General features: G+C 62.4%; 24 protein-coding genes, 1 tRNA gene and 1 pseudogene. 6 read left to right on the top strand and 20 right to left on the bottom strand.

Translation table 11 applies throughout. From position 1 onward, the window contains the following. The first annotated feature begins 244 nt into the window (after nt 1–244). Complete coding sequence (locus ACW8PS_RS08515) at nt 245–2,002, top strand: extracellular solute-binding protein (protein ID WP_491526933.1); 1,758 nt, start codon at nt 245–247, stop codon at nt 2,000–2,002. Nucleotides 2,003–2,366: 364 nt separating this feature from the next. On the opposite strand, the gene ACW8PS_RS08510 is transcribed toward ACW8PS_RS08515, so the two are convergent. The 3 genes from ACW8PS_RS08510 to ACW8PS_RS08500 all read right to left on the bottom strand — a co-directional run bounded on the left by ACW8PS_RS08510 (nt 2,367) and on the right by ACW8PS_RS08500 (nt 5,034). Continuing rightward, nucleotides 2,367–3,155 (bottom strand): DUF502 domain-containing protein, encoded by a 789-nt coding sequence (locus ACW8PS_RS08510; RefSeq protein ID WP_491526932.1) that lies wholly within the window; start codon nt 3,153–3,155, stop codon nt 2,367–2,369. Between the two features lie 78 nt (nt 3,156–3,233). Then, nucleotides 3,234–4,148 carry a pseudouridine-5'-phosphate glycosidase gene (locus tag ACW8PS_RS08505; protein ID WP_491526931.1) on the bottom strand — a complete coding sequence of 305 codons (915 nt, stop codon included), beginning with the start codon at nt 4,146–4,148 and terminating at the stop codon, nt 3,234–3,236. Beyond that, complete coding sequence (locus tag ACW8PS_RS08500; RefSeq protein ID WP_491526930.1) at nt 4,138–5,034, bottom strand: PfkB family carbohydrate kinase; 897 nt, start codon at nt 5,032–5,034, stop codon at nt 4,138–4,140. The genes ACW8PS_RS08505 and ACW8PS_RS08500 overlap by 11 nt, the downstream gene beginning before the upstream one ends. Nucleotides 5,035–5,327: 293 nt before the next feature. On the opposite strand from ACW8PS_RS08500, the gene rpsB reads away from it, so the two are divergent. Continuing rightward, nucleotides 5,328–6,218, top strand: coding sequence for a 30S ribosomal protein S2 (gene rpsB / locus ACW8PS_RS08495; protein ID WP_491526929.1), 891 nt, complete (start codon nt 5,328–5,330; stop codon nt 6,216–6,218). Between the two features lie 83 nt (nt 6,219–6,301). Beyond that, nucleotides 6,302–7,177 carry a translation elongation factor Ts gene (tsf, locus tag ACW8PS_RS08490; protein ID WP_491526928.1) on the top strand — a complete coding sequence of 292 codons (876 nt, stop codon included), beginning with the start codon at nt 6,302–6,304 and terminating at the stop codon, nt 7,175–7,177. 484 nt (nt 7,178–7,661) lie between these two features. Here the strand turns inward: tsf and ACW8PS_RS08485 are convergent, their stop codons facing one another. From ACW8PS_RS08485 to ACW8PS_RS08405, 17 genes are all read right to left on the bottom strand, one after another. After that, on the bottom strand, nt 7,662–8,423 hold the full coding sequence (locus ACW8PS_RS08485) for a helix-turn-helix transcriptional regulator (protein WP_491526927.1): 762 nt from the start codon (nt 8,421–8,423) through the stop codon (nt 7,662–7,664). Further along, complete coding sequence (aroQ, locus tag ACW8PS_RS08480) at nt 8,420–8,863, bottom strand: type II 3-dehydroquinate dehydratase (protein WP_491526926.1); 444 nt, start codon at nt 8,861–8,863, stop codon at nt 8,420–8,422. Before aroQ ends, ACW8PS_RS08485 begins: the two co-directional genes overlap by 4 nt. Before the next feature lie 425 nt (nt 8,864–9,288). Next, complete coding sequence (gene phoB, locus ACW8PS_RS08475; protein WP_491526924.1) at nt 9,289–9,975, bottom strand: phosphate regulon transcriptional regulator PhoB; 687 nt, start codon at nt 9,973–9,975, stop codon at nt 9,289–9,291. After that, nucleotides 9,965–10,681 carry a phosphate signaling complex protein PhoU gene (phoU, locus tag ACW8PS_RS08470; RefSeq protein ID WP_491526923.1) on the bottom strand — a complete coding sequence of 239 codons (717 nt, stop codon included), beginning with the start codon at nt 10,679–10,681 and terminating at the stop codon, nt 9,965–9,967. The genes phoB and phoU overlap by 11 nt, the downstream gene beginning before the upstream one ends. Nucleotides 10,682–10,697: 16 nt before the next feature. After that, nucleotides 10,698–11,492, bottom strand: coding sequence for a phosphate ABC transporter ATP-binding protein PstB (gene pstB, locus ACW8PS_RS08465; protein ID WP_491526922.1), 795 nt, complete (start codon nt 11,490–11,492; stop codon nt 10,698–10,700). Between the two features lie 18 nt (nt 11,493–11,510). Beyond that, a complete protein-coding gene (gene pstA, locus ACW8PS_RS08460) occupies nt 11,511–12,830 on the bottom strand; it encodes a phosphate ABC transporter permease PstA (RefSeq protein WP_491526921.1) in 1,320 nt (439 codons plus the stop codon). Beyond that, a complete protein-coding gene (gene pstC / locus ACW8PS_RS08455) occupies nt 12,827–14,275 on the bottom strand; it encodes a phosphate ABC transporter permease subunit PstC (protein WP_491526935.1) in 1,449 nt (482 codons plus the stop codon). Before pstC ends, pstA begins: the two co-directional genes overlap by 4 nt. 68 nt (nt 14,276–14,343) lie before the next feature. After that, a complete protein-coding gene (locus ACW8PS_RS08450; RefSeq protein ID WP_491526920.1) occupies nt 14,344–15,396 on the bottom strand; it encodes a substrate-binding domain-containing protein in 1,053 nt (350 codons plus the stop codon). Nucleotides 15,397–15,580: 184 nt separating this feature from the next. Next, nucleotides 15,581–16,633 carry an ATP-binding protein gene (locus ACW8PS_RS08445; protein ID WP_491526919.1) on the bottom strand — a complete coding sequence of 351 codons (1,053 nt, stop codon included), beginning with the start codon at nt 16,631–16,633 and terminating at the stop codon, nt 15,581–15,583. Nucleotides 16,634–16,637: 4 nt separating this feature from the next. Next, a complete protein-coding gene (locus tag ACW8PS_RS08440; RefSeq protein ID WP_491526918.1) occupies nt 16,638–17,831 on the bottom strand; it encodes a trans-sulfuration enzyme family protein in 1,194 nt (397 codons plus the stop codon). Between the two features lie 89 nt (nt 17,832–17,920). Beyond that, nucleotides 17,921–19,186, bottom strand: coding sequence for a glutamate-5-semialdehyde dehydrogenase (locus tag ACW8PS_RS08435; protein WP_491526917.1), 1,266 nt, complete (start codon nt 19,184–19,186; stop codon nt 17,921–17,923). 60 nt (nt 19,187–19,246) lie between these two features. Continuing rightward, a complete protein-coding gene (proB, locus tag ACW8PS_RS08430) occupies nt 19,247–20,359 on the bottom strand; it encodes a glutamate 5-kinase (protein ID WP_491526915.1) in 1,113 nt (370 codons plus the stop codon). Continuing rightward, nucleotides 20,347–21,381: a GTPase ObgE gene (gene obgE / locus ACW8PS_RS08425; protein WP_491526914.1), complete on the bottom strand. Its 1,035-nt coding sequence runs from the start codon at nt 21,379–21,381 to the stop codon at nt 20,347–20,349. The genes proB and obgE overlap by 13 nt, the downstream gene beginning before the upstream one ends. Before the next feature lie 187 nt (nt 21,382–21,568). Next, a complete protein-coding gene (locus ACW8PS_RS08420) occupies nt 21,569–22,108 on the bottom strand; it encodes a GNAT family N-acetyltransferase (protein WP_491526912.1) in 540 nt (179 codons plus the stop codon). A 143-nt stretch (nt 22,109–22,251) separates the two neighbouring features. Continuing rightward, the gene (gene rpmA / locus ACW8PS_RS08415) at nt 22,252–22,521 is read right to left on the bottom strand and encodes a 50S ribosomal protein L27 (RefSeq protein ID WP_491526911.1); all 270 of its coding nucleotides are present in this window, start codon (nt 22,519–22,521) and stop codon (nt 22,252–22,254) included. A 12-nt stretch (nt 22,522–22,533) separates the two neighbouring features. Further along, nucleotides 22,534–23,187: a 50S ribosomal protein L21 gene (locus ACW8PS_RS08410; RefSeq protein WP_491526910.1), complete on the bottom strand. Its 654-nt coding sequence runs from the start codon at nt 23,185–23,187 to the stop codon at nt 22,534–22,536. A 285-nt stretch (nt 23,188–23,472) separates the two neighbouring features. After that, on the bottom strand, nt 23,473–24,327 hold the full coding sequence (locus ACW8PS_RS08405) for a DUF2059 domain-containing protein (protein WP_491526909.1): 855 nt from the start codon (nt 24,325–24,327) through the stop codon (nt 23,473–23,475). 177 nt (nt 24,328–24,504) lie between these two features. On the opposite strand from ACW8PS_RS08405, the gene ACW8PS_RS08400 reads away from it, so the two are divergent. The 3 genes and pseudogenes from ACW8PS_RS08400 to ACW8PS_RS08390 form a co-directional block, all read left to right on the top strand. Continuing rightward, nucleotides 24,505–24,594 (top strand) — tRNA-Ser (locus tag ACW8PS_RS08400). Nucleotides 24,595–24,798: 204 nt separating this feature from the next. After that, nucleotides 24,799–24,924 (top strand): annotated as a pseudogene (locus ACW8PS_RS08395) (helix-turn-helix domain-containing protein); the annotation flags it as partial. A 360-nt stretch (nt 24,925–25,284) separates the two neighbouring features. Further along, nucleotides 25,285–25,490, top strand: a 206-nt coding sequence (locus tag ACW8PS_RS08390) for a transposase (RefSeq protein WP_491526934.1), incomplete at its 3' end; no start/stop codon positions are given.

The raw sequence follows: 25,490 nt of genomic DNA, 5'->3' as shown, positions 1-25,490 counted from the left end.
CACAAAAAAAACGCCAGCACGAAGCTGGCGTTAAGTTATTGAGGCAGGTTTCATACAGGCAAGAAACCTATCGAGCAGTGATCCCTTTATAAGCAATAGCTTGCCCAGAGTCCAACCGAAAAGTTTGAATCCCGATGGCGGGCCTTGTAGCGTCAGGGACAAAGAAACAAAGGGCAGGGGAGATTGTCCACAAATGCGCAGATATTGTTTCACGCGAGCGGCGTTGATTTTTGGAGTTTCGGTGATGTTGTCGGGGGCCGCCCTGGCACAGGCGACGCATGGCATTGCCATGTATGGCGAGCCTGCATTGCCGCCTGATTTCAGCAATCTTCCCTATGCCAACCCCGATGCGCCGACCGGCGGGCGGATCATCACCGGCGAGGTTGGCAGCTTTGACAGCCTCAACCCGCATATCCGGCAAGGCCGTGTGCCCTGGCAATTGCGGTTCCTGGCCTACGAATCACTTATGGGCCGGTCCTGGGATGAACCTTTCACGCTTTACGGGTTGCTGGCCGAATCGGTGGAGGCCGATCCCGACGGGCTGTGGGTCGAATTTACCCTGCGCCCCGAGGCACGTTTTTCCGACGGCAGCCCGGTCACGGTGGCGGATGTGATCTGGAGCTATGAGACGCTCGGCACCGAAGGCCATCCGCGCTATCTGAACGCCTGGTCCAAAGTGGCCAGTATCGAGGCGGTGGGCGCGCGTGGCATCCGGTTGACCTTCAACGAGCCGGATCGTGAATTGGCGCTGATCATGGGGCTGCGCCCGATTCTGCAACGCGCCCAGTGGCAGGACGCTGAGTTTACCGAAAGCGGGCTGGATGTGATCCCGATCGGATCGGCACCATACGTGATCAGTGATTTCGAGGCCGGGCGGTTCGTGTCTTTGACCCGCAACCCCGAGTATTGGGGCCGCGATCTGGGGTTCCGGCGGGGCACCAATGTGATCGACGAGATCCGGCTGGAGTTCTTCGGCGACGGCACCGCCATGTTCGAGGCGTTCATCGCCGGTGAGATCAACACCATCCGCGAAACCAACGCCGCCAACTGGGCCACGAATTATGATTTTCCGCGGGCGCGCGCGGGCGAGATCGTGTTCTCGGAAATTCCGCATCAGCGCCCGACCGGCATGTTCGGCTTTGTGATGAACACCCGCAGCCCGCAATTTTCCGACTGGCGGGTGCGCGAGGCGATGATCCAGGCCTTCAACTATGAGTTCATCAACCTGACCCAGAATGGCGGCGAGGAGCCGCGGATCACCTCCTATTTCTCAAATTCCGTGCTGTCGATGAACCCGGGGCCGGCCGAAGGCCGGGTGCTGGAGCTGTTGCAGCCCTTTGCCGGTGATCTGCTGCCCGGTGCGCTTGAGGGCTATAGTTTTCCGGTGTCAGACGGGCGCGAGTCGAACCGGGCCGGGATCCGCGAAGCGCTGCGTCTGATGCAGGAGGCCGGGTATTCGGTGGTCGATGGGGTCATGACCAGCCCCGATGGCCAGCCCTTCAGCTTTGACATCGTGCTGCAACAGGGCAGTGCCGAAAATCAGGCCATCATCAACATCTATACCGAAGCGCTGGCGCGTCTGGGCATCACGCCCAATGTGACGACCATAGATAACGCGCAATACCGCGAACGGACCGATGCGTTTGATTTTGACATGACCTATTTCCAGCGCGGCGTGTCGCTGTCGCCCGGCAATGAACAATATCTTTACTGGGGCTGCGACATGGCCGAGATCGAAGGCAGCCGCAATCTGATGCGCGCCTGCAACCCGGCGATTGATGCGATGATCGATGAGATGCTGACTTCGGCCGATCAGGAAGATTACCGGGCCGCCGTGCGGGCGCTGGATCGGGTTCTGACCTCGGGGCGCTATGTCATCCCGATCTGGTATTCGCCGATCAGCCGCATTGCCCATGACCGGCGGCTGCGCTTTCCCGACAGGCTGCCGATCTATGGCGACTGGCTGGGGTTTCAGCCCGATGTCTGGTGGTTCGAGGAATAGGGGGCAGCCAGACTCCCCGCCATCGCCTGACCGCTACAGCGTTTTGCGTTTTTTCCGGGACAACGCAAAGCGCTCTAAGGAGATGCATCATGGACCAGATCACGGGCGGCTGTCTTTGCGGCCGCCTTCGCATTGTGGCGACGCGGCAGCGGTGACGAAGTCGAGATGCATCCGGGCACTCTGGATGCGCCCGACCAGTTGGTGGCGAGCTGCGAAAGCTGGACCCTGCGTCGGGAGGCTTGGTTGGCGGAATTTCCGGTCACGCAGCGACCATGAGGGTGATCCTGGGCCGGGGTGCCGCGCCGGGACATAGGGCAGGGCGCAAAGCGGATAGTGCCAGTTTTGGCGCTGCCGCCCGCCGAAATCAGGCGTTTTCGCGTTCACGCGGATCTGTGGCCTGGTCGGGTGATTGCGGGTCGGCGTCGGGCTCGGGCTGTTGCTCCGGGTCCTGTTCCAGCTCCTGCAACGCGGCCTCTTCGGCTGTGAGGCCTTTTCCATTCGGGTAGACCAGCCCGGCAGAGATCACCAGCTTGGCGGCGTCCTCCACGCTCATATCCAGCACGTGCACATCTTCGCGCGGCAAGAACAGCAAGAACCCCGATGTCGGGTTGGGCGTGGTCGGCAGAAAAACCGAAACCATGGTTTTGTCATAGCGCCCGGCAATCTCGCCCTTGGCCTCGGTCGAGATGAAGGCAATCGCCCAGATCCCCTTGCGCGGGTATTCCACCAGACAGGCCTTGTCGAACGAGCCCTTGCTTTGCGACAGCACGGTTTCGGTGATCTGCTTCAGCCCGGAATAAAGCGCGCGCACGCCGGGGATCGACAAAACCACCGATTCGGATGTGCGGATCAGCGAGCGGCCAAGCAGACCCTTGGCAATCCAGCCGACAAGGATGGTGAACAGCAGGAACACCGCCACGCCAATGCCGCGAATATCGACATTGATGTTGAAATACTGGTTGATCAGCAGGGCGGGGTTGTAAATATCGGGAATGAAGGGCAGCACCCAGGAATCGATCCAGCCGATCACGCTCCAGATCAGCCAGGCGGTCAGCCCGATGGGCGCGATCACGATCAGACCGGTCAGAAAGCTGGCCTGAAGAGACGATATCCAGCCACGGCGCGGTGGCGGGGGTGGTTCGGGTAGTTCCATCGGTATTGCGTGTCCTAAACGGGTCCGTATTCCTTACTAAGGGCGCGCGTTGCCCCATACAAGGGACAGGGCCCAACCTTAGCTGTCTGAGAGAGCGTGCGCTATTGCCGCAGCCAGGCGGGCATTGTTCAGCACCAGCGCGATATTGGCGCTCAGGCTGCGCCCCTCGGTCAGCTCGTATAGACGTTGCAGCAGGAACGGCGTGACCGATTTGCCGGTGATGCCGCGCGCCATCGCCTCGGCCTGGGCCTCGGCAATCAGCGGGGCCAGGGCATGGGCCGGAATCTCGTCGGCCACCGGGATCGGGTTGGCCACAAGTTGCCCGCCGGGCAGGCCAAGACGCGCGCGCATCAGGTGGGCGGCGGCGATCTGGCTGGCGCTGTCCATTCGCAATGGCGCGGGCAGGCCGCTTTCACGCGACCAGAAGGCCGGGAACCCGTCCTGGCCATAGGCGATGACCGGCACGCCCTGGGTTTCCAGCACTTCCAGCGTCTTGGCAATATCCAGGATCGCCTTGGCCCCGGCCGCAACCACCGTCACCGGGGTCTGTGCCAGTTCCAGCAGATCGGCCGAAATGTCAAAGCTGTCCTCGGCCCCCTTATGGACGCCGCCGATGCCACCGGTGGCAAACACCCCGATACCGGCCCGATGCGCGGCGATCATGGTGGCGGCGACGGTGGTGGCCCCGGTGGCACCGCGGGCCATCGCCACGGCAAGATCGGCGCGGCTGAGTTTCAGGGCGTCCGGGGTCTGCGCCAGCCGCTCAAGCTCTGCCCCCGACAGCCCGACATGCAACGCCCCTTCAAGAACCGCGACCGTAGCCGGCACCGCGCCGGCCGCGCGCACCGCGTCTTCAACCATGCGCGCCGTTTCCAGGTTCTGCGGATAGGGCATGCCATGGGTGATGATGGTGCTTTCCAGCGCCACCACCGGAACATCATCGGCCAATGCCGCGGCCACCTCGGGTGAGAGCGTCATGTAATCAGGCACCATCGGCCTCTCCTGCAACAAAGCTGGCGGCGGTTTGCAGCGCCAGTTCCAGCGCGCGGCCAGGGTCTGTGCCCCGCGCTTCGGCGGCGATATGGGCCGCCATGAATGTATCGCCCGCACCCGTCACCCGGCGCGGCTGAATCAGCGGCGGGGCCCTGGCAATCACCCGTTCGGGGGTGGCATCGACCGCGGCGCGGGCCCCATCGGTCACCAAGACCCGGCGCGCGCCTGCCGCCAGCATGGCCTGCGCCCCGGTTTCGGCGCAACTTACAGCCAGGCCGGAAATCAGCCCGGCCTCCTCGCAATTGACATAAAGCGTGGCGCGGTCATGGCCCAGAAACACCGCCAGCCGCTCGGCCTTGCCGGGCGAGGCCGGCGCAATCCTCAGATCGGCCTGCGCAAAGGCGACGTTTTCGGCAATCTCCCCCAACAGCGCGGTGGTCAGATTGCCGTCGATCGCCATCAGCCCCTCCCAGGGGGCCGCGCTGCTGGCCAGGCGCCCATCCTCAAGCGGGGCCAGAATGCGCGCGCCTGCCGCTTCCAGCGAATGGGCATCGGCAATCGCGGCAATCAACTGGCCCTGTGCCTCAACCGCCATATATTGATCGGTCACCAGCTCCGCATCGACCAGCAGATGCGCACAGCCCACCCCCATCGCCTGACAGGCCGCCAGCAGATCGCGTCCCGCCGCATCATCGCCCACCACGCTCAGCAGGTCCGGGCGCATGCCTTCATGGCGCAATTGCATCGCAATATTGAGCGCCACGCCCCCCGGCACCCGGGTGATCCGTCCGGGCCGGTCATTGCCCGCAATCATCCGCTGCTTGCAGCGCCCGATGACATCCCACAGGACCGAGCCGATACATAAAATGTCGGGTGCATTTTTCATGCCCCAATCTCTAGGCAAGCCCGGCCCCGCGGTCCACGCCGTTTTGCTTCTTTGTGCGGAAAATATCCCGGGGAGCGCGAGGGGCTGGCCCCTCGCACCGGTCGGCGCGCGATAGCGCGTCGATCCCCCGGAAAAAAGGCCAGGGGCCTTGCCATTGGCCCCAACCTGGCGTAGATGCGCGCTCACTTCACAGGTGAAGGCGGGCCAATGGGGGAGACATCCCTTGCGGTCCACCGGTTGGGCAGATGCCCTCATCCTTCACCCAGGCTCAAACCGGAAAAGGAATATGGAACATGGCGATTCCTGAATTCACCATGCGTCAGCTCTTGGAAGCTGGCGTTCACTTTGGCCACCAGACGCAACGCTGGAACCCCCGCATGGGCGAGTTCATCTATGGCAAGCGCAACGGCATTCACATTATCGACCTGACGCAGACCGTGCCGATGCTGGACGCGGCGCTCAATGTCGTGCGTGAAACCGCCGCAAAGGGCGGCCGCATCCTCTTTGTCGGCACCAAACGTCAGGCTCAGAAACCTGTCGCTGATGCCGCCGAACGCTGCGCGCAATATTACATGAACCACCGCTGGCTGGGTGGCACGCTGACCAACTGGAAAACCGTGTCGAACTCGATCAGCCGCCTCAAAAGCATCGACGAGGCGATGGAAAACGGCACCGAGGGCCTGACCAAGAAAGAACGTCTTGGCATGGAACGCGACCAGGGCAAGCTGCAGGCCTCGCTTGGCGGGATCCGTGAAATGGGCGGTGTGCCGGATCTTCTGTTCGTCATCGACGTCAAGAAAGAAGACCTCGCCATTGCCGAAGCCCGGAAACTGGGCATTCCGGTTGTGGCCGTGGTTGACACCAATTGCTCGCCCGACGGCATTGACTATATCATCCCCGGCAATGATGACGCGGCGCGGGCGATCTCGCTGTATTGCGATCTGGTGGCCCGTGCGGCGCTGGATGGCATGACCGCACAGATGGAAGGCGCTGGCGTCGATCTGGGTGCTCTGGTCGAGGCCGATGTCGAGGAGGCAATTGCCGCCGAGACCGCCGCCGAGGCCGCCGCGGAAACCGTCTCGGAGCCGGCTGCGGCCGCCCCGGCAACGGATGAGGCCGCCCCGGAAGCGGCCTCTGAAGCGGCCCCCGAGGCCGCGACCGAGAAAACCCCGGCCGAAAGCTGAGCCTTTTCGGTCTCAAGAATAGGGGACCGGCCTGTTATGGCCGGTCCGATCCCAATTCATACGTTTTCAAAGGAATTCGATCCATGGCAATCACTGCTGCAATGGTCAAGGAACTGCGCAATACCACCGGCGCAGGCATGATGGACGCGAAAAAAGCGCTGACTGAAACCGATGGCGACATGGAGGCGGCGGTTGACTGGCTGCGCACCAAGGGCCTGGCGAAAGCCGCCAAGAAATCCGGCCGTATCGCTGCCGAGGGCCTGGTGGCCGTCGCGGTCGAGGGCGGTGTCGGTGTCGCGGTGGAAGTAAATTCGGAAACCGATTTTGTCGGCAAGAACGCCGAGTTTCAGGATATGGTCGCCGGCATCGCGGCGGTAGCCACCGGGGTCGCCACGATCGAGGATCTGGCCGCCGCCGATATGGGCGGCAAATCCGTCGCCGACACGCTGACCGCCAAGATCGCCACCATCGGCGAAAACATGACCCTGCGTCGGATGGGCCGTGTCGAAGGCGACCTTGTGGTGTCCTATGTCCATAATTCGGTCGCCCCCGGCATGGGAAAGATCGGCGTTCTGGTCGCCCTGACGGGGGGCGATGCGGCCATTGGCAAACAGATTGCCATGCATATCGCCGCCGCCAATCCGGTGGCGCTGTCCGAGGCCGATCTGGACGCCGCAATGGTCGAGAAGGAAAAGCAGGTGCAGATGGATATCGCCCGCGAATCCGGCAAGCCCGAGGCCGTGATCGAAAAGATGATCATTGGCCGGATGAAGAAATTCATCGCCGAAACGACACTTCTGAACCAGCAATTCGTGGTAAACCCCGATCTGACCGTTGCCGCCGCCGCCGCTGATGCCGGGGCCACGATCACCGGGTTTGTCCGGCTCGAGGTTGGCGAGGGCATCGAGAAGAAGGAAGAGGATTTTGCGGCCGAGGTCGCAAAAGCCGTTCAGGGCTAGGCGCGCGCCGCATACCCCTCGCGGGCCTCTTTGGCCCCGCGCGAGAGGGCAGAGATCCTGGGAGGGGTCTCTGCCTTTTTTCATGGCGATATTCTGGCGCTGCAATCGGAAAGAAGCGGCACCCGGCGAGGGACGCGCATGGGGCACCGCTTCTTCTTGTTACCCCTGAGAAGGCCGGGTTGGGGATGGCCAGCTTCGGGATCTCGTGGCCTGCTGCCGACTGGAAATGCCAGCCGGCAACAGGGTCAGGAACCGAATCTCTCCGGCAGCGGACCACCAGGTTGATAATGAACCCGGTGGCCCCATGCTCCTGACCAAGAAAATATCAGCCATCACTCACGGAACAGGGCCAACCTGACGCAAAGCAAGCTTTGGCAAAAGTAGGGAATCCTATAGGTTTGGCCAGAATCTCAGGGGTAATTGGGATGTAAAAGCGCTTTGACATCCGTGGCGGCATGAATTGGCCGCGACTCGACCTTGTTTGTCAAAGCATGTCCGCGCCGGGTTCCAGCACGAAGATCTGATTGAGAACCGAGGCCTTGCGCACCGCCTGCGCGGTGGTTTCCACGCCCAACGTGTCGCGCGCGCCGCGCAGATGTTTGTCGACCGTGGCCGGTTTCCGGTCCAGCAGGACGGAAATATCCTGCACCGATTTGCCATCGGCCACCAGTTCCAGCACTTCGCTTTGGCGCGGTGTCAGGATCCGGCTCTGGCCGGTTGCGGGTAGCTGCGTGATGCACAGATGCGCGACCTGGTTGATGATCTCGATCTCTTCGCCCTTGGTTTCCCACAGCGCATCGACCTGATCCTGGGAGACGCCGCGCCGCGCGGTCAGACCGATGCCGGCCACCGCGCGTTTGATGGCCATCGGAAAGGCAATGGTATAGCCTGCGGTGACGCCATATTTCCGGTTCAGATCAAGGACATGACGCTGGCCGGGCCTGAGATCGGCCGCCGCCGCGCCAGGTTGCAGAATGCGCCAGCTGGTCGATCCGACATTGCGCGACGCCCAGTTCATCATCGGCCCGTCGCGAAACAGCCCGCCGGTGACATAGGCCTCCACGTAATCGGCCGGATGGTTGGTCAGCACCAGCGCATCCTTCGGGTCCGACAGCGTGTTTGCGGTCTGAAAACAGGTATAGGCATAGAAAAGCCGGTCAAAGCCGTAGCTTGCCATATGCGCGGTGTGGTATTCCCACAGTTTCTCGACCGATCTGGCGTCGAGATATCCGCGCAGGGCCATCATGGGGCAGGGGCCCTGATATGGTCATGCAGGGCGCGCACGGCCAGCGGATAGCCGCGCGCGCCAAATCCGGCAATGACACCGACACAGACCGGCGCAATCATCGAGCGGTGGCGGAAGGGCTCGCGGGCATGGGTATTGCTCAGATGCAGTTCCAGCACCGGCACCGATATTGCGCTGATCGCATCACGCAGTGCGATCGAGCTATGCGTGTAGGCAGCGGCATTCAGAATGACGCCATCCTGGGTCTCCTGCGCGTCTTGCAGCGCGTCAACCAAAGCGCCTTCGTGGTTCGATTGCGCAAAGCTGAGCGTCAGGCCCAGGGCCTCGGCCTCGGCCTGGCAAAGTTCCTCCAGCCCGGCAAGCGTCACGGCGCCGTAAATATCCGGCTCACGCTGCCCCAGCAGATTCAGATTCGGGCCGTTCAGTACCAGTAATTGCATCAAGACATTCCCAACCTCCTATACCTATAGCGTCAGGGTCGATCCGCTGTCGAGCCGGGAACGCGCCCGATATCGTTGTGTTGCTGAAATTCTGCATCTGAGCGCATTGGACATTCGCATAATGAATTCCGTTCATTTGATACATTCTCCAACACTTTTAACAATTTGAAAATAAATGATAATGTTTAGGCCGATATATGAAACCTGTAGTGGGTTTGTTTTACATAATCATGATTACCGGAATCTTCTCAACGCCAACCCTTCAAACCCCCGAGCCCCGCGGATCACGGCTCGCCGGGCAATATCGGATGCGTCGGATCATGTGGGAGCGCATTCGGCCAGCGGCGGGTTTGGGCCGATCCGACACCTGGATGCCATTCAGAACGAGTGGTTTTTATGATATTACAGGTAGATATGGATCGACGCTAACCTAAGGAATAGCCCGTTCCGCGCACCGTTCTGATCGGATCGGCCCCGCCCGCGCCGCGCAGCGCCTTGCGCAACCGCCCGATATGGACATCGACGGTGCGGCTGTCGACATAGACATCGCGCCCCCAGACCCGATCAAGCAGCGCCTCGCGGGACCAGACCCGGCCGGGGCGTTCCATGAACACGGTCAGGAGCCGGTATTCGGTGGGTCCAAGCGTGATTGCATGGCCGGCGCGAAACACCCGATGTTCGGTCCGGTCCATGGCGATATCGTCATATTCCAGGAAATCCTGCACCGCCGCCGGCCGGGTGCGGCGCAGCTGGGTGCGGATGCGGGCCAGCAATTCGGCCACCGAATAGGGCTTGACCATGTAATCATCGGCCCCGGTTTCCAACCCGCGCACCTTGTCGACCTCCTCGGATCTGGCGCTGAGCATGATCACCGGGATGATGCGTGTCTCGGGCGTTGATTTCAACTGGCGGCAAACCTCCAGCCCCGATACATGCGGCAACATCCAATCCAGCACGATGACATCGGGGGCGGCCTCGCGCACCCGTTCCAGCGCCTCATCCCCTGCCCCGGCGGTCTCGACCGCGAAGCCCTCGGCGCGGATGTTATAGGCCAGCACCTCGCGTTGGGCCGGTTCATCCTCGACGATCAGGATCAGGGGTTTATCCGTCATTCGGAGCGCCTTGTGTGGTCTGGTCGCCCTTTTCGCGATCATCATCGGGATAGACCCCATCGACCAGATAGATCACCTCTTCGGCCATGGTGGTGACGTGGTCGCCCATGCGTTCGATATTCTTGGCGATGAAATGCAGATGCATGCAGGCGGTGATGTTGCGCGGATCTTCCATCATGAAGGTCAGAAATTCCCGAAACAGCGCGGTATACATCTGGTCAACCTCCAGATCGCGGCTGCGGACATCGGCGGCCAGCACGGCATCGCGCTGAATATAGGCATCAAGCGCGTCTTTCAGCATCAGCTCGACCTGACGCGCCATGCGGCGCAGCGATTTGGCCGAGCCGTTGATCGGCTGCATCGGCAGCAGGACATTGGTGCGTTTGGCGATGTTCTTGGCGTAATCGCCCATCCGTTCCAGAGAACCGGACAGACGAAACACGGTCAGCACGGTGCGCAGGTCAGAGGCGATGGGCTGGCGCAGGGCCAGGATCCGGGCGGCCTCCTCATTGACCTGCTGTTCCAGCGCATCAATGGCCTTGTCCCCTGCCCGCACGGCTTGCGCCAGATCGGTGTCACGGGTTTCCAGCGCCGTGGCGGCCTGGGCAATCGCGGCCTCGACCAGCCCGCCCATTTTCATGATGCCGGCCTGAATGCCTTCCAGATCGCGGTCAAAGGCGCGCAGGATATGTGTCTGGTTTTCCATATGTCTTTTCCGATGCTCAGCCGATACGGCCGGTGATATAGGATTCGGTGCGCGGATCGTCCGGGTTGGTGAATATCTGGTCGGTATCGCCGAACTCTACCAATTCTCCGAGATGAAAGAACGCGGTTTTCTGGCTGACCCGGCTGGCCTGCGCCATCGAATGGGTCACGATGACCACGCTGAAGCGGTGGCTGAGCTCGTCGATCAACTGTTCCACCTGCGCCGTGGCGATCGGGTCGAGCGCCGAACAGGGTTCATCCATCAGCAGAACCTCGGGCCCGGTGGCGACCGCGCGGGCAATGCAGAGCCGCTGTTGCTGGCCGCCGGACAGGCTGGTGCCGGGCGCGCTGAGGCGGTCCTTGACCTCCTCCCACAAGGCGGCGCGGCGCAGCGATTTTTCGACGATGCCATCGAGATCTTCCTTGTGGCGCGCCAACCCGTGAATGCGGGGGCCGTAGGCGACATTGTCATAGATCGATTTCGGGAACGGGTTCGGCTTTTGAAACACCATGCCGACCTTGGCGCGCAATTGCACCGGATCGACGCGTCGATCATAGATATCTTCGCCATCGAGCAGGATCTGCCCCGACACGCGGCAGATGTCGATAGTGTCATTCATCCGGTTCAGGCAGCGCAGAAAGGTGGATTTGCCACAGCCCGACGGCCCGATAAAGGCGGTGACCATGTGATCGGCGATTTCCACATCGACGCCCTTGATGGCTTGGGCATCGCCATAGAACACATCCACGCCGCGGGCCGAAATCTTTGCGGCGGCGGTCACAATGGGTTTTTCAGGCTGCATCAGGTTCATTCAGTATCCTTTTTCGCGCTACCAGCGGCGCTCATACCTGCGCCGCAGGATGACCGCGATCAGGTTCATGGTGATCAGAATCGCAAGCAGCACGATGGTAGCGCCCGCGGCGCGTTCGACAAAGGCGGGGTCCGATCGCTGTGTCCAGTTATAGACCTGCACCGGCAGCGCCGATGCGGGATCGAACAGGCCCTCGGGCGGGGGGCCAGGGAAATCGCGCACAAAGGCCACCATCCCGATCAACAGCAATGGCGCGGTTTCGCCAAGCGCCTGCGCCATCCCGATAATGGTGCCGGTCAGGATGCCGGGGGCCGCCAGCGGCAACACGTGATGGAACACCGATTGCATCTTTGAAGCCCCGAGGCCAAGCGCCGCGGCCCGGATCGAGGGCGGCACGGCCCCCAGGGCGGCGCGAGTGGCGATGATGATCGTGGGCAATGTCATCAGCGTCAGGACCAGCCCGCCAACGATCGGGGCCGATTGCGGCAGGCCGACAAAATTGATGAAGATCGCCAGGCCCAGAATGCCGAACACGATGGAGGGCACGGCGGCAAGGTTGGAGATATTAACCTCGATCACATCGGTGAGCCGGTTCCTGGGGGCAAATTCTTCGAGATAGATGGCCGCGGCCACGCCAATCGGCAGCGCCAGCACCAGCACCACCAGGATCATGTAGAGCGAGCCCAGAATGGCCACGCCAAGCCCCGCCGCCTCGGGGCGCTGGCCGGAGGCATCGGGGTTGGTCAGAAAGGCCCAGTTGAACCTGGTCTCGATGATGCCGGCATCGGCCATGGCCTGGGCCAGCACCAGTTGCGCCGGGCTGACATTGGCGTCGCGCTCGGCGGTCTCCAGCGTCACGCGGCCCTTGAAATAGCCATCGATACGGCCGCTGGCCAGCATCTCAAGCGCCACCGTCCGGCCCAGAATATCGGGCGATTGCAGCACCATGGCGCGGGTCTGGGCCGGGGCCTCCTGGCTGATCATCGCCATCAGATCGCGCGGCGTGATGCCATCCATGGCAATGCCCCGGTCCTGCAGATGCTGTTGCAGCGCCTGCGCCAGCAGCGGGGCGTAGCCGAAGGTGGTGACAGCGGCCATATCGGCGGGGTCGCGGTTGCCTGCCGGGTCCAGCCGGTCCGCGTTCAGCGTCACCGGAATGGTGATATAGGTCTGGCGAAAGGCCCCTGCCCCATTGCCGATGATGCTGACGACCAGCATCAGCAATGCGCCAAGACCAACCAGCACGGCACCCAGCCCATAGGCGCGAAACCGGCGCTCGGCGGCATTGCGCGCCCGGGTTCTGGGATCGGCGACAAGCAGCGAGTTTGCAGGCGTCATTCATACTGCTCCCGGAAGCGGCGCACGATGTAGAGCGCCAGGATATTGAGGCAAAGGGTAATGGCGAACAGGGCCAGGCCAAGGGCAAAGGCGACCAGCGCCTCGGGGCTGGAAAAATCGGTATCGCCGGTCAGCTGGCCGACGATCTTCACGGTCACGGTGGTCATCGCCTCGAACGGGTTGAGGCTGAGCCTTGCCGCCGCCCCTGCCCCCATCACCACGATCATGGTTTCCCCGATGGCGCGCGAGGCGGCCAGCAATATGGCCCCGACAATGCCCGGCAGGGCCGCGGGCAGGACCACCTGGCGAATGGTTTCCGAATGCGTGGCCCCAAGGCCAAGCGATCCGTCGCGCAAGGATTGCGGCACCGCGCTGATGATGTCATCCGACAGGGACGACACGAAGGGCACCAGCATGATGCCCATCACGATGCCGGCCGTCATGACGCTGGCCGCCGAGGTGCCAAGCCCGAGCGGAGCGGCGAAATAATCGCGCAGCATCGGGCCGATCGTCACCAGCGCAAACAACCCGTAGACGATGGTGGGAATACCCGCCAGAACCTCGATCGCGGGCTTGGCAAGGCTGCGAAAGCGCGGCCCGGCATATTCCGCCATATAGATCGCCGCGAACAGCCCCACCGGCACCGCGACCAGAAGCGCGATGAAGGTGATATAGAGCGTGCCCCACAAGAGCGGCAGCAGGCCAAGCTCGGACCCGCCCTCGAAACTGGGGATCCATTCGAGGCCGAAGAAGAAATCGCGCCAGGGGTAGAGATCAAAGAAATCCAGCGTCTCGACCACCATCGAGGCCACGATGCCCACCGTTGTCAGAACAGCGATGGACGAGGCCGTGACAAGCAGCGCCAGCACGGCGCGCTCAACCGCGTTGCGGGCGCGAAAATCGCGATGCGTGACCTTGAGCGCAAGCAAAAGCCCCAGGCCCGACAGCGCCACCACCACTGCGGCCATGGCCAGCTCCGCCGCTCGGGTCAAGGCGCGGTAGCGTTGCGCGGCGATCAGGGTGGCTTGCGCGACATCGGACCCAAGCGCCGACCCGCTGGTCGCCAGCAAGGCGCGGATATCGGTGGTTTCGATATCCAGATTGCGGGCGGCATCGGCGCTGATATCGCCTGCCGCCACGGCGCGGTCCAGCCCCAGGGCCAGACGGCGCATATCGGCCAGCATCAGGGTTTGGCTGGCTGGCCCGGTGTCCAGCATCACCGCCACCCGGTTCGAGATCACGCCGGGCTGGATCAACAGCCAGATCACCATCACCAGAAGCGCCGGCACGGTTGTCGCGAGAAAGGCATTGGTGCCGTAATAGGACGGCAGCGAATGCAAAACGCGAATATCGCCCGCAGCGCTGGATATGGCGCGCGCGCGACCAAGGGCATAGCCCAGGGCACCAAGGCCCAAAACGACGGCAAGGATCCAGATCGGCGGCATCGCGGGCTCAACTCTTCGGGTAGATCGCGGGGGCATCCGGCAGATCCGGACGCCCCCGCCAGGGTGGGTTACATGCTGTTCATCAGGACGCTGTCAGCGACGATGGCCTGAGTGGTGGCAAGATCGGGGTCGGATACCAGCCCATAGGCGGCCAGCGGGCCCCAGGGGCCGGCAATGTCATCGGACACGAAGAAAGAGGCATATTCCCGCAGGCCCGGGATCACACCCAGATGCGCCGCCTTGATGTAGAAGAACAGCGGCCGCGACACCGGATACTCGCCGGTCGAGATCGTGTCCACATTCGGCACCACATCGTTCATCGTGGCAACCTGCAACACGCTGGTGTTGTTCTGGTAAAACGACAGACCGAACACGCCGATAGCCTCGGGATTGGCCGAGATACGGGCCAGCGTTTCGGTGTAATCGCCGTCGATATCGACCGAAACACCATCGCCGCGAATGGCCATGCAGGTTTCTTCCGCTGCGTCCTCGTCGCCGCCATTCATCTCCATCAGCGCCGCCAATGCGCCGCTATCTTCGCAGCCTTGCAGGATGACGCTTTGGTCAAACACTTCGCGGGTGCCGTGCCTGGTGCCGGGGATGAAGGCGGTGATGCCTTGCGCCGGCAGGCCTGCGTTCACATCGGTCCACATGGTATTGGGATTGGCAACCAGGGCACCATCGATCGGCAATTCGGCGGCCAGCGCCAGATACCAGTCGGTGGGGGTGAATTCGAAGGCGGGGCCGTTGATATCCGAGGCAAAGACAATGCCATCATAGCCGATGCGCACCTCGATAATGTCGGTCACGCCGTTTTCGGCGCAGGTCGCGATTTCATTGGCGCGGATCGGGCGCGAGGAATTGGCGATATCGGTGGTGTTTTCGCCAACGCCCTCGCAAAAGCGGCGCAGACCGGTCGAGGAGCCGCCCGATTCCACCACCGGCGTCGGGAAGTCAAAATTCTCGCCAAAGGCTTCGGCCACGATGGTGGCATAGGGCAGCACGGTCGAGGACCCGGCGATCTGCACATTGTTGCGGGTCTGGGCCGTGGCCGCGGTGGTCGCGACGACAAGAATGCCGATCGCTGCGGCGGTTGCAGTGGCAGTATGGGTGAAAGACATCGCTTTGAGATCCCCTCAAGTTTTTGTTCCGGAACCCATCGTTCCTGCCCCACCCCCTATTGGGTGCGCACAATGCTTTTGTGACGGTTGTGTAACAGTTTCATGACAATGCCGGGATTTTCGGGGCCGCGCGGAAAATATTTCCGCCCCGGCGGGGTCTGGGGATGAGGAACGCAAATCAGCGTCAGGGGCGCGGGGCGTCGGGGGGGCGGCTCTTGGGCAACAGCACCGAAAAAATGCTGCCCTGCCCCGGTATGCTGCGGATTTTCAGCTGGCCGCGATGGCGGTTGAGGATGTGTTTGACGATCGCCAGGCCCAGACCGGTTCCGCCCATCGCCCGGCTGCGATGCTCATCGACGCGGTAGAACCGTTCCGTCAGGCGCGGCAGATGGGCCGGATCAATGCCCTCGCCCCGGTCGATCACATCGACTTGCACCATCGGCCCACGCGCCCGTGATCCCCCCGGATGATGGCTGACATGCAGGGTCACGGGCTGCCCTGCCCCACCATATTTCAAGGCGTTGTCAATCAGGTTCACAAAGACTTGCGTCAGTTGGTCGGGATCACCGGGCAATGGCACGGGGCCATCCAGACCGGTGATGTTCAGGCTTGCCCCATGTTCCCCGGCCTTCAGTTTCAGCCCGGCGCAGGCCGCCTCCAGGACGCCACGCAGATCAACGGTTTCATCGGGGCGCTGACGCTGACTGCTTTCGACCTGGCTGAGGCTCAGCAGATCGGCCACCAGCCGGTTCATCCGCGCCGCCTCTGCCTGCATGATCTTGAGAAACCGGGCGCGGGCCTCGGGATCATCGCGCGCGGCCCCTTGCAGGGTCTCGATAAAGCCCATCAGCGAGGTCAGCGGCGTGCGCAATTCATGGCTGACATTGGCCACGAAATCGCGGCGCAGGCCCTCGGCCTCACCGATATGGCTGATATCGGAAAAATGCAGGATCGCACCGGGGGTCTGACCGGTGATGCGAACATGAGACAGCGTGTCACCGGCCGGATCATGGCTGGAATAGCGGCTTTCGGCATTTGACATGCCCTTCAGGACGGCGTCGATCTGCTCCAACAGCGCAGGCTGGCGCAAGGCTGCTATGTAGCTGCGCCCGACAATCCAGGACCCGAACATCGCCAGCGCCGCCGGGTTGGCCCGGGTGATCCGCCCCTCGCCATCGAGGACCAGCATCGGGTCGGGCACGGCGGCCAGGATGGAGGCAAGCGGATCGGGCGGCATTGGCTCAGAGCGCCGCCGCGGCGGCGCAGCCAGCGGCAAAATCATCGGTCAGAATGCTGATATCCTCAATACCCACAGAAATCCGGAAGAACCCTTCGGACATGCCAAGCGCGGCCCGCTCAGTGACAGACAGCGCCCGGTGCGACGAGGTGGCCGGATGTGACAACGTGGTGCCGACATCGCCAAGTGTCGGTGCAAAGGCCAGATCAGGCATCGCGCGCACCAGCGCATTGGTCTGCGCCCGTTCGCCCGCAATCTCGAAGCTGACCATATTGCCGAATTGCCCGTTCAGGAGCGTCACCGCGCGGGCGTGATCGGGGTGATCGGCCCGGCCCGGATAGAGCACCCGGGTGACGCCGGGCTGACGGGCCAGGAAATCGGCCAGCGCGGCGGCATTGGCCTGCGCCTTGTCAAATCGCAGCTCGAAGGTGAACAGCCCGCGTTCAGCCAGCCAGCATTCATTCGGGCTTGGCACCAGGCCGGTGGTGATCGCAAAATTCCGCATTGCGGTCGTAAGATCGGGATCCCGAGCCGCGACATAGCCAAGCGTGACATCGGAATGGCCGGCCAGCAATTTGGTCACCGAATGGATGATGATATCGGCCCCGTGATCGAACGGGCGATAGGCGCGTGGCGTGGTGAAGGTATTGTCCACCGCCAGGAGCACGCCGCGCCGGTTGGCGATCTCGGCGATTGCCGCCATATCGGCGACGCGCAGGGTGGGGTTCGAGACCAGCTCGACCAGGATCATCCTGGTGTTTGGCTGGATCGCGGCCTCGAATGCGGCACCGTCGGTGGGGTCGATCAGGCTGGTTTCAATGCCAAAGCGCGGCAGGTCCTGGGTCATCATCCTGAGCGACCGGCCATAAAGCTGATCGCTGCCGATGATGTGATCGCCCGCCTTGAGCAGCCCCATCAGGGCGGCACTGACCGCGGCCATGCCCGATCCGGTGATAAAACCGCCCCGTGCCCCTTCCAGCATGTCGATCCTGGCGGCCAGAAGATCGGCATTGGGATGGCCTTCGCGGGCATAGGTATAGCCGGTTTCACGCCCGTCATATTGCGCATCCAACAGGTCGGGCGTGGCCGAGGTATAGACCACCGATTGCAGGATCGGTGTCACCACCGCACGGCTGATGCTTTCGGGAAAACCCATGCGGCGGATCAGGGTCTGGGGAGCGTTTCGGCGGCTGGTCATGACGGGTGTCTCACGGTTGGGCGGAAAAATTTTTCCTGAAAAATTTTGGGGCGGAAAATTCTTCGGGAAGAATTTTCTCACCGCGTGGTTCAAGGTCGCGTGGTGCCATCGCCGGTGACGAGATATTTGAACGAGGTCAGCTGTTCGGCCCCGACCGGCCCGCGTGCATGCATCTTGCCGGTGGCGATGCCGATCTCGGCCCCCATGCCGAATTCGCCACCATCGGCGAACTGGGTCGAGGCGTTGCGCATCAGGATGGCGCTGTCGAGTTGCTGGAAGAATTTCTGCGCGGCGGCGTCATCCTCGGTGAGAATGGCATCGGTGTGGTTCGAGCCATATTGGCGGATATGGGCGATTGCGGCATCAACATCCTCGACCACCCGCGCGGCAATGATCATGTCGAGAAATTCGCGGCCGAAATCATCAGGGGCGGCTGCGGTGACGCCGTCGATGGCCTGAAGATTGTCGTCGCCGCGCACTTCGACGCCGGCGCTCAGAAGCGCGCGGATCACACCCTGCCCTACGGTGTCGAGCACATCGCGATGGATCAGCAGGCATTCGGCAGAGCCGCAGATGCCGGTGCGTCTGGTCTTGGCATTGAGCACGACATTGAGCGCTTTCACCGGGTCGGCGGCAGCGTCCAGATAGATGTGGCAGATGCCTTCGAGATGGGCAAAGACCGGCACCCTTGCCTCGCGCTGCACCAGCCCCACCAGCCCCTTGCCGCCGCGAGGAACGATGACATCGATATGTGCGGTCATGGTCAGCATTTCCCGGACCGCGGCCCGGTCGCGGGTCGGGACCAGCTGTATCGCATCCTGGGGCAGTGAGGCCTCAGCCAGCCCGGCACGCAGGCAATCGGCCAACAGCCCGGAACTGTGCAGGCTTTCCGAGCCGCCGCGCAAGATCACCGCATTGCCGGATTTGAGGCAAAGCGCGCCGGCATCGGCGGTCACATTCGGGCGGCTTTCATAGATCACGCCAATGACGCCAAGCGGCGTGCGCACGCGTTCGATATGCAGACCGTTTGGCCGATCCCATTGCGCCAGCACGGCCCCGACCGGATCGGGCTGCGCGGCCACCGCACGCACGCCATCGACGATAGCCTCAATGCGGGTCTCATCCAGCATCAGCCGGTCCATCATGGCACCGCTCAGGCCCTTGTTGCGCCCGAAATCCATGTCCTTTTCATTGGCGGCGATGATCTCGGCCCGGCGGGCCCAGACCTGATCTGCGGCGGATATCAGCGCGGCCTCTTTCGCCGCCGATGGCGCAAAACCCAACAAGGCGGCGGCGGCTTTGGCGCGCGCACCGATATCGGCCATCAAGGCGGGGATGTCAGTGAGATCTTTCATGGCGAGGCTCCTGCGGCTGGAAAGCTCAGTCTATGAGTATTTAGGACAAAGAAGAAGCTATCAGAGTGCCATGTCATCACGGTGAATGAGTGCGGCGCGGCCGGGATAGCCCAGAATGGCTTCGATCTGGGTGGATTTATGCCCGGCGATGGCGGCGGCCTCAACTGCGGTATAGCGGATCAGGCCAAGGCCAAGCCGCGCGCCTGCGGTGTCGGCCATGATCACCGGATCGCCGCGCTGGAACTGGCCGGTGATGGCGGTGACACCTGCGGGCAGCAGCGATTTGCCCCGACCAAGGGCGGCCACAGCCCCGGCATCGAGCACCACGCTGCCTTTGGGCTTCATCGCGGAAATCCAGTGTTTGCGCGCAGTTTGCGGATCCTGGGCGGCGGTGAACCAGGTGGCGCGGGCACCCGATTCCAGCGCCTGCAACGGCTGCATCCGGTGGCCTTCGGTGATTGCCATGGCGCAGCCCGCCGCGGTGGCGGTGCGCGCCGCCATCAATTTGGTTTTCATGCCGCCCTTGCTCAGGCCCGAGCTGGCATCGCCCGCCATCGCCTCGATCGCGGGGGTGATCCGGTCGATCACCGGAATAAATTCGGCGGTGGGGTCGATCTGCGGGTTGGCGGTATAGAAACCGTCGACATCCGAGAGCAGCACCAGTTGATCGGCCCCGGACATCGCGGCGACATTGGCGGCCAGCCGGTCATTATCGCCATAGCGGATTTCATCAGTGGCGATGGTGTCGTTTTCATTGACAATCGGCACCGCGCCCAGGCCCAGAAGGGTCGCTATTGTATTGCGGGTATTGAGATAACGGCGCCGATCCGCGCTGTCTTCCAGTGTCAGCAGGATCTGCGCGGTTCGGATATCATGCGGGGCCAAAGCCTCTTCATAGGCGCGCGCCAGCCGGATCTGGCCGACAGCGGCAGCCGCTTGCGACTGTTCCAGCGCCAGCTCGCCAGAGCCCAGACCCAGAACCGCGCGGCCAAGTGCGATGGAGCCCGACGAGACCAGCACCACATCCGCGCCGCGCGCCTTGATCCGTGCCACATCGCGCGCCAGCCCGCGCAGCCAATCCTGGCGCAACCCGCCGCTTTGGCGGTCGACCAGAAGGGCAGAGCCGATCTTGACCACCAGACGTCGGGCAGAGGAAAGGCCTAGGGCTTCCATGTCTCGGGCTCTTCCTGTCCATCGCGCTGGCGCAGACGGTTGGCGTCAATCCGCGCCCTGAGCGCGCGCAGCACATCGGTCACGCCGGTGCGCGCGACGCCCGACATATGCATGACGGGACCGGCTACCGCCTGCAACGCCGCGGTTTTTTCGGCCAGCTCATCTGCATCAATCGCGTCGATCTTGTTCAACACGGTGATGCGTGGCTTGTCGGCCAGACCGGCCCCATAGGCATCCACCTCGGTGATGATGGTCTGGTAATCGGTGACCACATCCTCGGCCGTGCCATCAACCAGATGCAGCAGCACCGAACAGCGTTCGACATGACCCAGGAAGAGATCGCCAAGCCCCCTGCCCTCATGCGCGCCCGCGATCAGGCCCGGAATATCGGCCACGACAAATTCGACATTATCCACCCCCACGACACCCAGATTTGGATGCAGCGTGGTAAAGGGGTAATCGGCGATCTTGGGCCGGGCATTGGATGTGGAGGCCAGAAAGGTGGATTTGCCCGCATTGGGCAGGCCAAGCAGACCGACATCGGCAATCAGTTTCAGGCGCAGCCAGATCGTGCGCTCCACCCCCTCCTGGCCGGGATTGGCGCGGCGCGGGGCCTGATTGGTGGAGGATTTGAAATGCAGGTTGCCAAAGCCACCATTGCCGCCGCGCGCCAGCACCACCCTTTGGCCCAGTTCGGTGAGGTCGGCGATGACGGTATCCTGGTCTTCCTCCAGGATCTCGGTGCCCACGGGCACGCGCAGGATCACGCTCGCGCCATCCTTGCCGGTGCGCTGAGCGCCCATGCCCGGCTGGCCGTTCTTGGCAAAGAAATGCTGCTGATAGCGGAAATCAATCAACGTGTTCAGCCCGTCGACAGCTTCCACCACGACATCGCCGCCACGCCCGCCATCGCCGCCATTGGGGCCGCCATATTCAATATATTTCTCGCGCCGGAAAGACACGCAGCCGCCACCGCCGCCGCCGGAGCGGATATGGACTTTGGCTAGATCGAGAAACTTCATGGGTGCGGGCTTTCAGCAGGGGCGGGGGTGCAGACAGGCGATAGTGGCAATTCGGGGCAGGCTCAAGGGCCAGCTTGGGGCCGCAATCGCGCAAATGCCGGACCGCGCCGCCAATCAGCAGCGACGCGCGGCCACATCATGCCGGACGCGCGGTCGGGGAAATCGGGACAGATCGAGCGCAGGGATGTCAGCTGAATTTGCGCAGGTAGGTCCATGTCGGCACCTTCGCCCCGCGCGCCACGCTGAACGCTTCGGCATCGCCCAGATAATCGAACCGTGCATTGGTCAGCACACGGGCCGATTGCGGGTTGTCCTGAAAGACGCTGGCAAACATCGTGTCGTTTTTCAGCGGATTGGCCTTGACCATGGCTTTCACAGCCTCGGAGGCGAGACCGGTATTCCACATCGCAGGGGCCACCCAATAGGCTATTTCGGCCTGGTTGCGGCTCATCTGTTCCAGCGCAATGACCCCCATCAGCTCTGCCCCGCCCTGATTGCTGGCATCCATCGCCCAGACATGTTCAGAGCGGTCGGGCTTTTGTGCGCGTGCAACAAGAGCCTCGGCGGCACCGGGCGGAAAAGGGTGCGGAATCGTGGTGGTCATCTCGGCGACGCGTTTGTCGGAGGCGTAACGCGCCAAGAGGCCGACATCGGAATTGCGCAACGGGCGCAACACGAAACGCGGCGTATCGACGATCGCCTGCTGCACGATGGTTTCCTGTTTCATTCTGCTCCTCCCAGAACATTGTGGGATGGCCTGCCCCTTCCTACTTGGGGGCTGCATTGGCCTGGCTCAAGGCCCGTTCGGAAAAGACCAAGGGGGACCGGTTTTTCAGCCGATCCCCCTCAATCAATGGTAAAGATACGGCGTTACTCGGCGGCGTCTGCCACCGGAAGCACGGAAATGAAGGTGCGACCCTTGAGGCCCTTGTGAAATTTCACCGCGCCTTCGGAGGTTGCAAAGATGGTGTGATCCTTGCCCATTCCGACATTGTCGCCCGGCCACATCTTGGTGCCGCGCTGACGCAGGATGATATTGCCAGGAATGACAGCTTCGCCGCCATATTTCTTGACGCCAAGACGACGGCCCGCTGAATCGCGGCCGTTCCGGGAGCTACCGCCTGCTTTTTTATGTGCCATGGGTTGGTCTCCTTATTCTGCGAGCTTGGCCTGGGCCTGAGCAACCCAACCCTCGCGTTCGATACGGCCCTTGAACGACAGTTTTTCGTCCATGGCGATGATGTCATCGGCGCTCCATGCGGCGATCTGCGCGAATGTGGTCACGCCGGCCTCATGCAGCTTTTTCTCAAGCGCCGGGCCGACGCCCGACAGATCCTTGAGGTTGTCGGCGGCACCGGCAACAGGTGCTGCGGCGGGTGCAGAGGCCTCGGGTTTGGGTTTGGGCGCGGCTTTCTTCTTGGCGGGCTTTGCCTCCGGGGCCGCGATGGCAACCGAACCACCCATGGCAGCCTTGACGCCGGTCGCGTCGCCACCATCGGCCAGGATTTCGGTGATGCGCAGCAGCGTCAGCTTCTGACGATGGCCCTTGGTGCGTTTCGAGCTGTGCTTGCGGCGGCGTTTGACAAAGTTGATCACCTTGTCGCCCTTGATCTGGTCGATCACGGTGGCCTGCACGGCCGCGCCCGCAATGGTCGGCGTGCCCAGAACGGTGGTATCACCGCCGAGCATCAGAATATCGTTGAACTGGATGGTTTCACCCGCATCAGCGGCCAGTTTTTCAACGCGCAGAACGTCACCGGACTGCACCTTGTACTGCTTGCCACCGGTCTTGAGGACCGCAAACATCGGCATTTTCCTTCTTTTCCCGCGCCCTGTGGCCCCCCGGCATTCGGGGTGTTGTCGCGCTGGTCGCGCGCCTCGGGCAGCGTGCCCCTGTCGGGACATCCATTACATTACTCACGGACCCGCCCGAGATTCGGACCAGCCTGTGAAGGCCTGCGTTTGCCGCAGCCCCGCGCCCAAGTCAAGCGCCAATCCCGGCCAACAGGGCCGCTTTCCTTGCTTCTTCTTTGTCCAAATACTCAAATTCCACCCTTACCACGCGAACCGAACCGGGCGGCAAAGCGGCGGCTACAGTCTTTCCCCCGTCATGAACAGCGCGGCGGCGGATCCAAGCCGGTAGCTCATGGTCTCGAACACCGTATCGAAACCGATGAAAAGCGCCGCTGTATAGGCCCGCGCCGCGGGCGTTTCGGAAAACGCGATATAGGTCTCGATCTCGGCATCGCTCAGGCCCTCATAGGCCATCAACTGAAAGGAATAGAGCCACAGCACCGTCTCCCGGCGAATATCCGGTTCCTGGCCCCAAACCTCGTTCAGCATCATTGCCGGCGGCAGCGCCTGTTCATAGGCTCCGGCATCCGACAGCCCACGATAGAAGGCATAGTTGGCGTTCAACGCGCCCGAAACATTGAGATCGACAAATCCGTTGACCTCGATGAATTGCGACAACAGGCCAACGCGCGGGCTGTTATCCTCAAGATGCTGGAAATAGGCCTGGTTGGCCGCTTCTTCGGTCGCCTCGTCCGATATCGCGCGCCAGGCGGTCAGCTCGCCTGCCACGATCCGCTGTCCCAGATCCGTGTTATAGAACTGCGTCACCTGTGCCATCTCTTCGACACTCATGCGGTCAGCGGGAAAGGCATGTGTAAAGGTCGCCTGTAACGGGCCGGATTGATAGAACCCGGTCAGAATGGCGCGCCAGGCGGCTCCGCCGCGTCCGGGGAACATGGTGTCCTCCAGCCCCACCGCATCGATCATGCTGATTTCGGCCAGTATTTCAAAGTTCTCATCCATAGCCACAGCATCGAAAAGCGCCGAGAGTTCGGGCGAAATATCGGTGCCGGGCGTGGGGGCCGCATTCTGAGCCATCGCGGCCTGTCCGAAAACGGTGAAAATGAGGGGGATAAGCGCTGCACGCAGCATCTGGCGGTCCTTTCGCGGCGGCCCCTATGGCCGGTTTCGGGTGCAACATGGGGTGCGGGGCGGCAAATATCCAGCACCATCGGCCATCTCGGGGCCGATAAGCGAGAAACCGACATTCACCCTTGCACGCGCCCGCATCTGCCTCTAAATCCCCGCCTCACGACCCTGACAAAGCGCGGAGAGGTGCCGGAGTGGTCGAACGGGGCGGTCTCGAAAACCGTTGAGGGTGCAAGCCTTCCCAGGGTTCGAATCCCTGTCTCTCCGCCACTGACAATCGTCTCACTTTCTCATGTCCAAATGGCGCGGAATTCCCGCGCGATTCCCGTCGGTTGCGAGACCGGATCGCAGACTTGATACTGCGGCCATTGACTCGGACTCGGTGAATTCAGACGAAAAGTGCAACATCGCTGGCGGATTTGATATCCGCTTGTTGTCACACAAGAAAGCGATGTTGCCATGCCAGGATATCCTCACCTCACCCGGTCCGAAAGAGATCAGATTGCCGATCTGAATGCACAGGGCCCCGGTGTTAGCGCCATTGCTCGGGTAGTTGGGCGCCACCGCTCGACCATCAGCCGGGAACTGAGGCGCAACGCGCATGCGGACGGGAGCTATCGGCCCGCCTTCGCCGAAGGTTACCTCCGGGCCAACAAGCTCGCCATCACCATGTTCGACAGCTACGACGACATCGTCGGCAAATGCTGCGCCGCCTGGAACTTCTTTGCATGCGACAAGAAACTCGTCGCCTCCATCACCTTGCGAAAATGGGCAAGGGTCAATAATTAGGGCCGTTGGTATGACCCACAAAACCTATTCCGCGCGCATTGAGCATGACGACGAGGATGAGATTTTCTTTGGCCGGGTCGCGGGTATTCGCGATGGCGTGGGTTTTCACGCTGACACGGTCGAGGGGCTGAAAACAGCGTTCCGGGAGGCGGTGGACGATTATCTGGAGACCTGCGAGCGGCTGGGCAAGGCTGGGCAAGGGCTAGATTCCATTTCACCCTTGGAAAGAAATGGGATCCCGGCCGGACGGGGCGTGACCCTCGGCTTTTCATGGAGGCGGTTCTGTGGATCGTTCGCACTGGGGCGCAATGGCGGGAGTTATCGGGTGAATTTGGCAATTGGTATTCTGTGTTCAAGCGGTTTCGCAGATGGGTGCA

This window comes from Alterinioella sp. (assembly GCF_058343375.1).
Note: the sequence above shows the minus strand (reverse complement) of the source record. Positions and strands in the feature narration are given on the sequence as shown.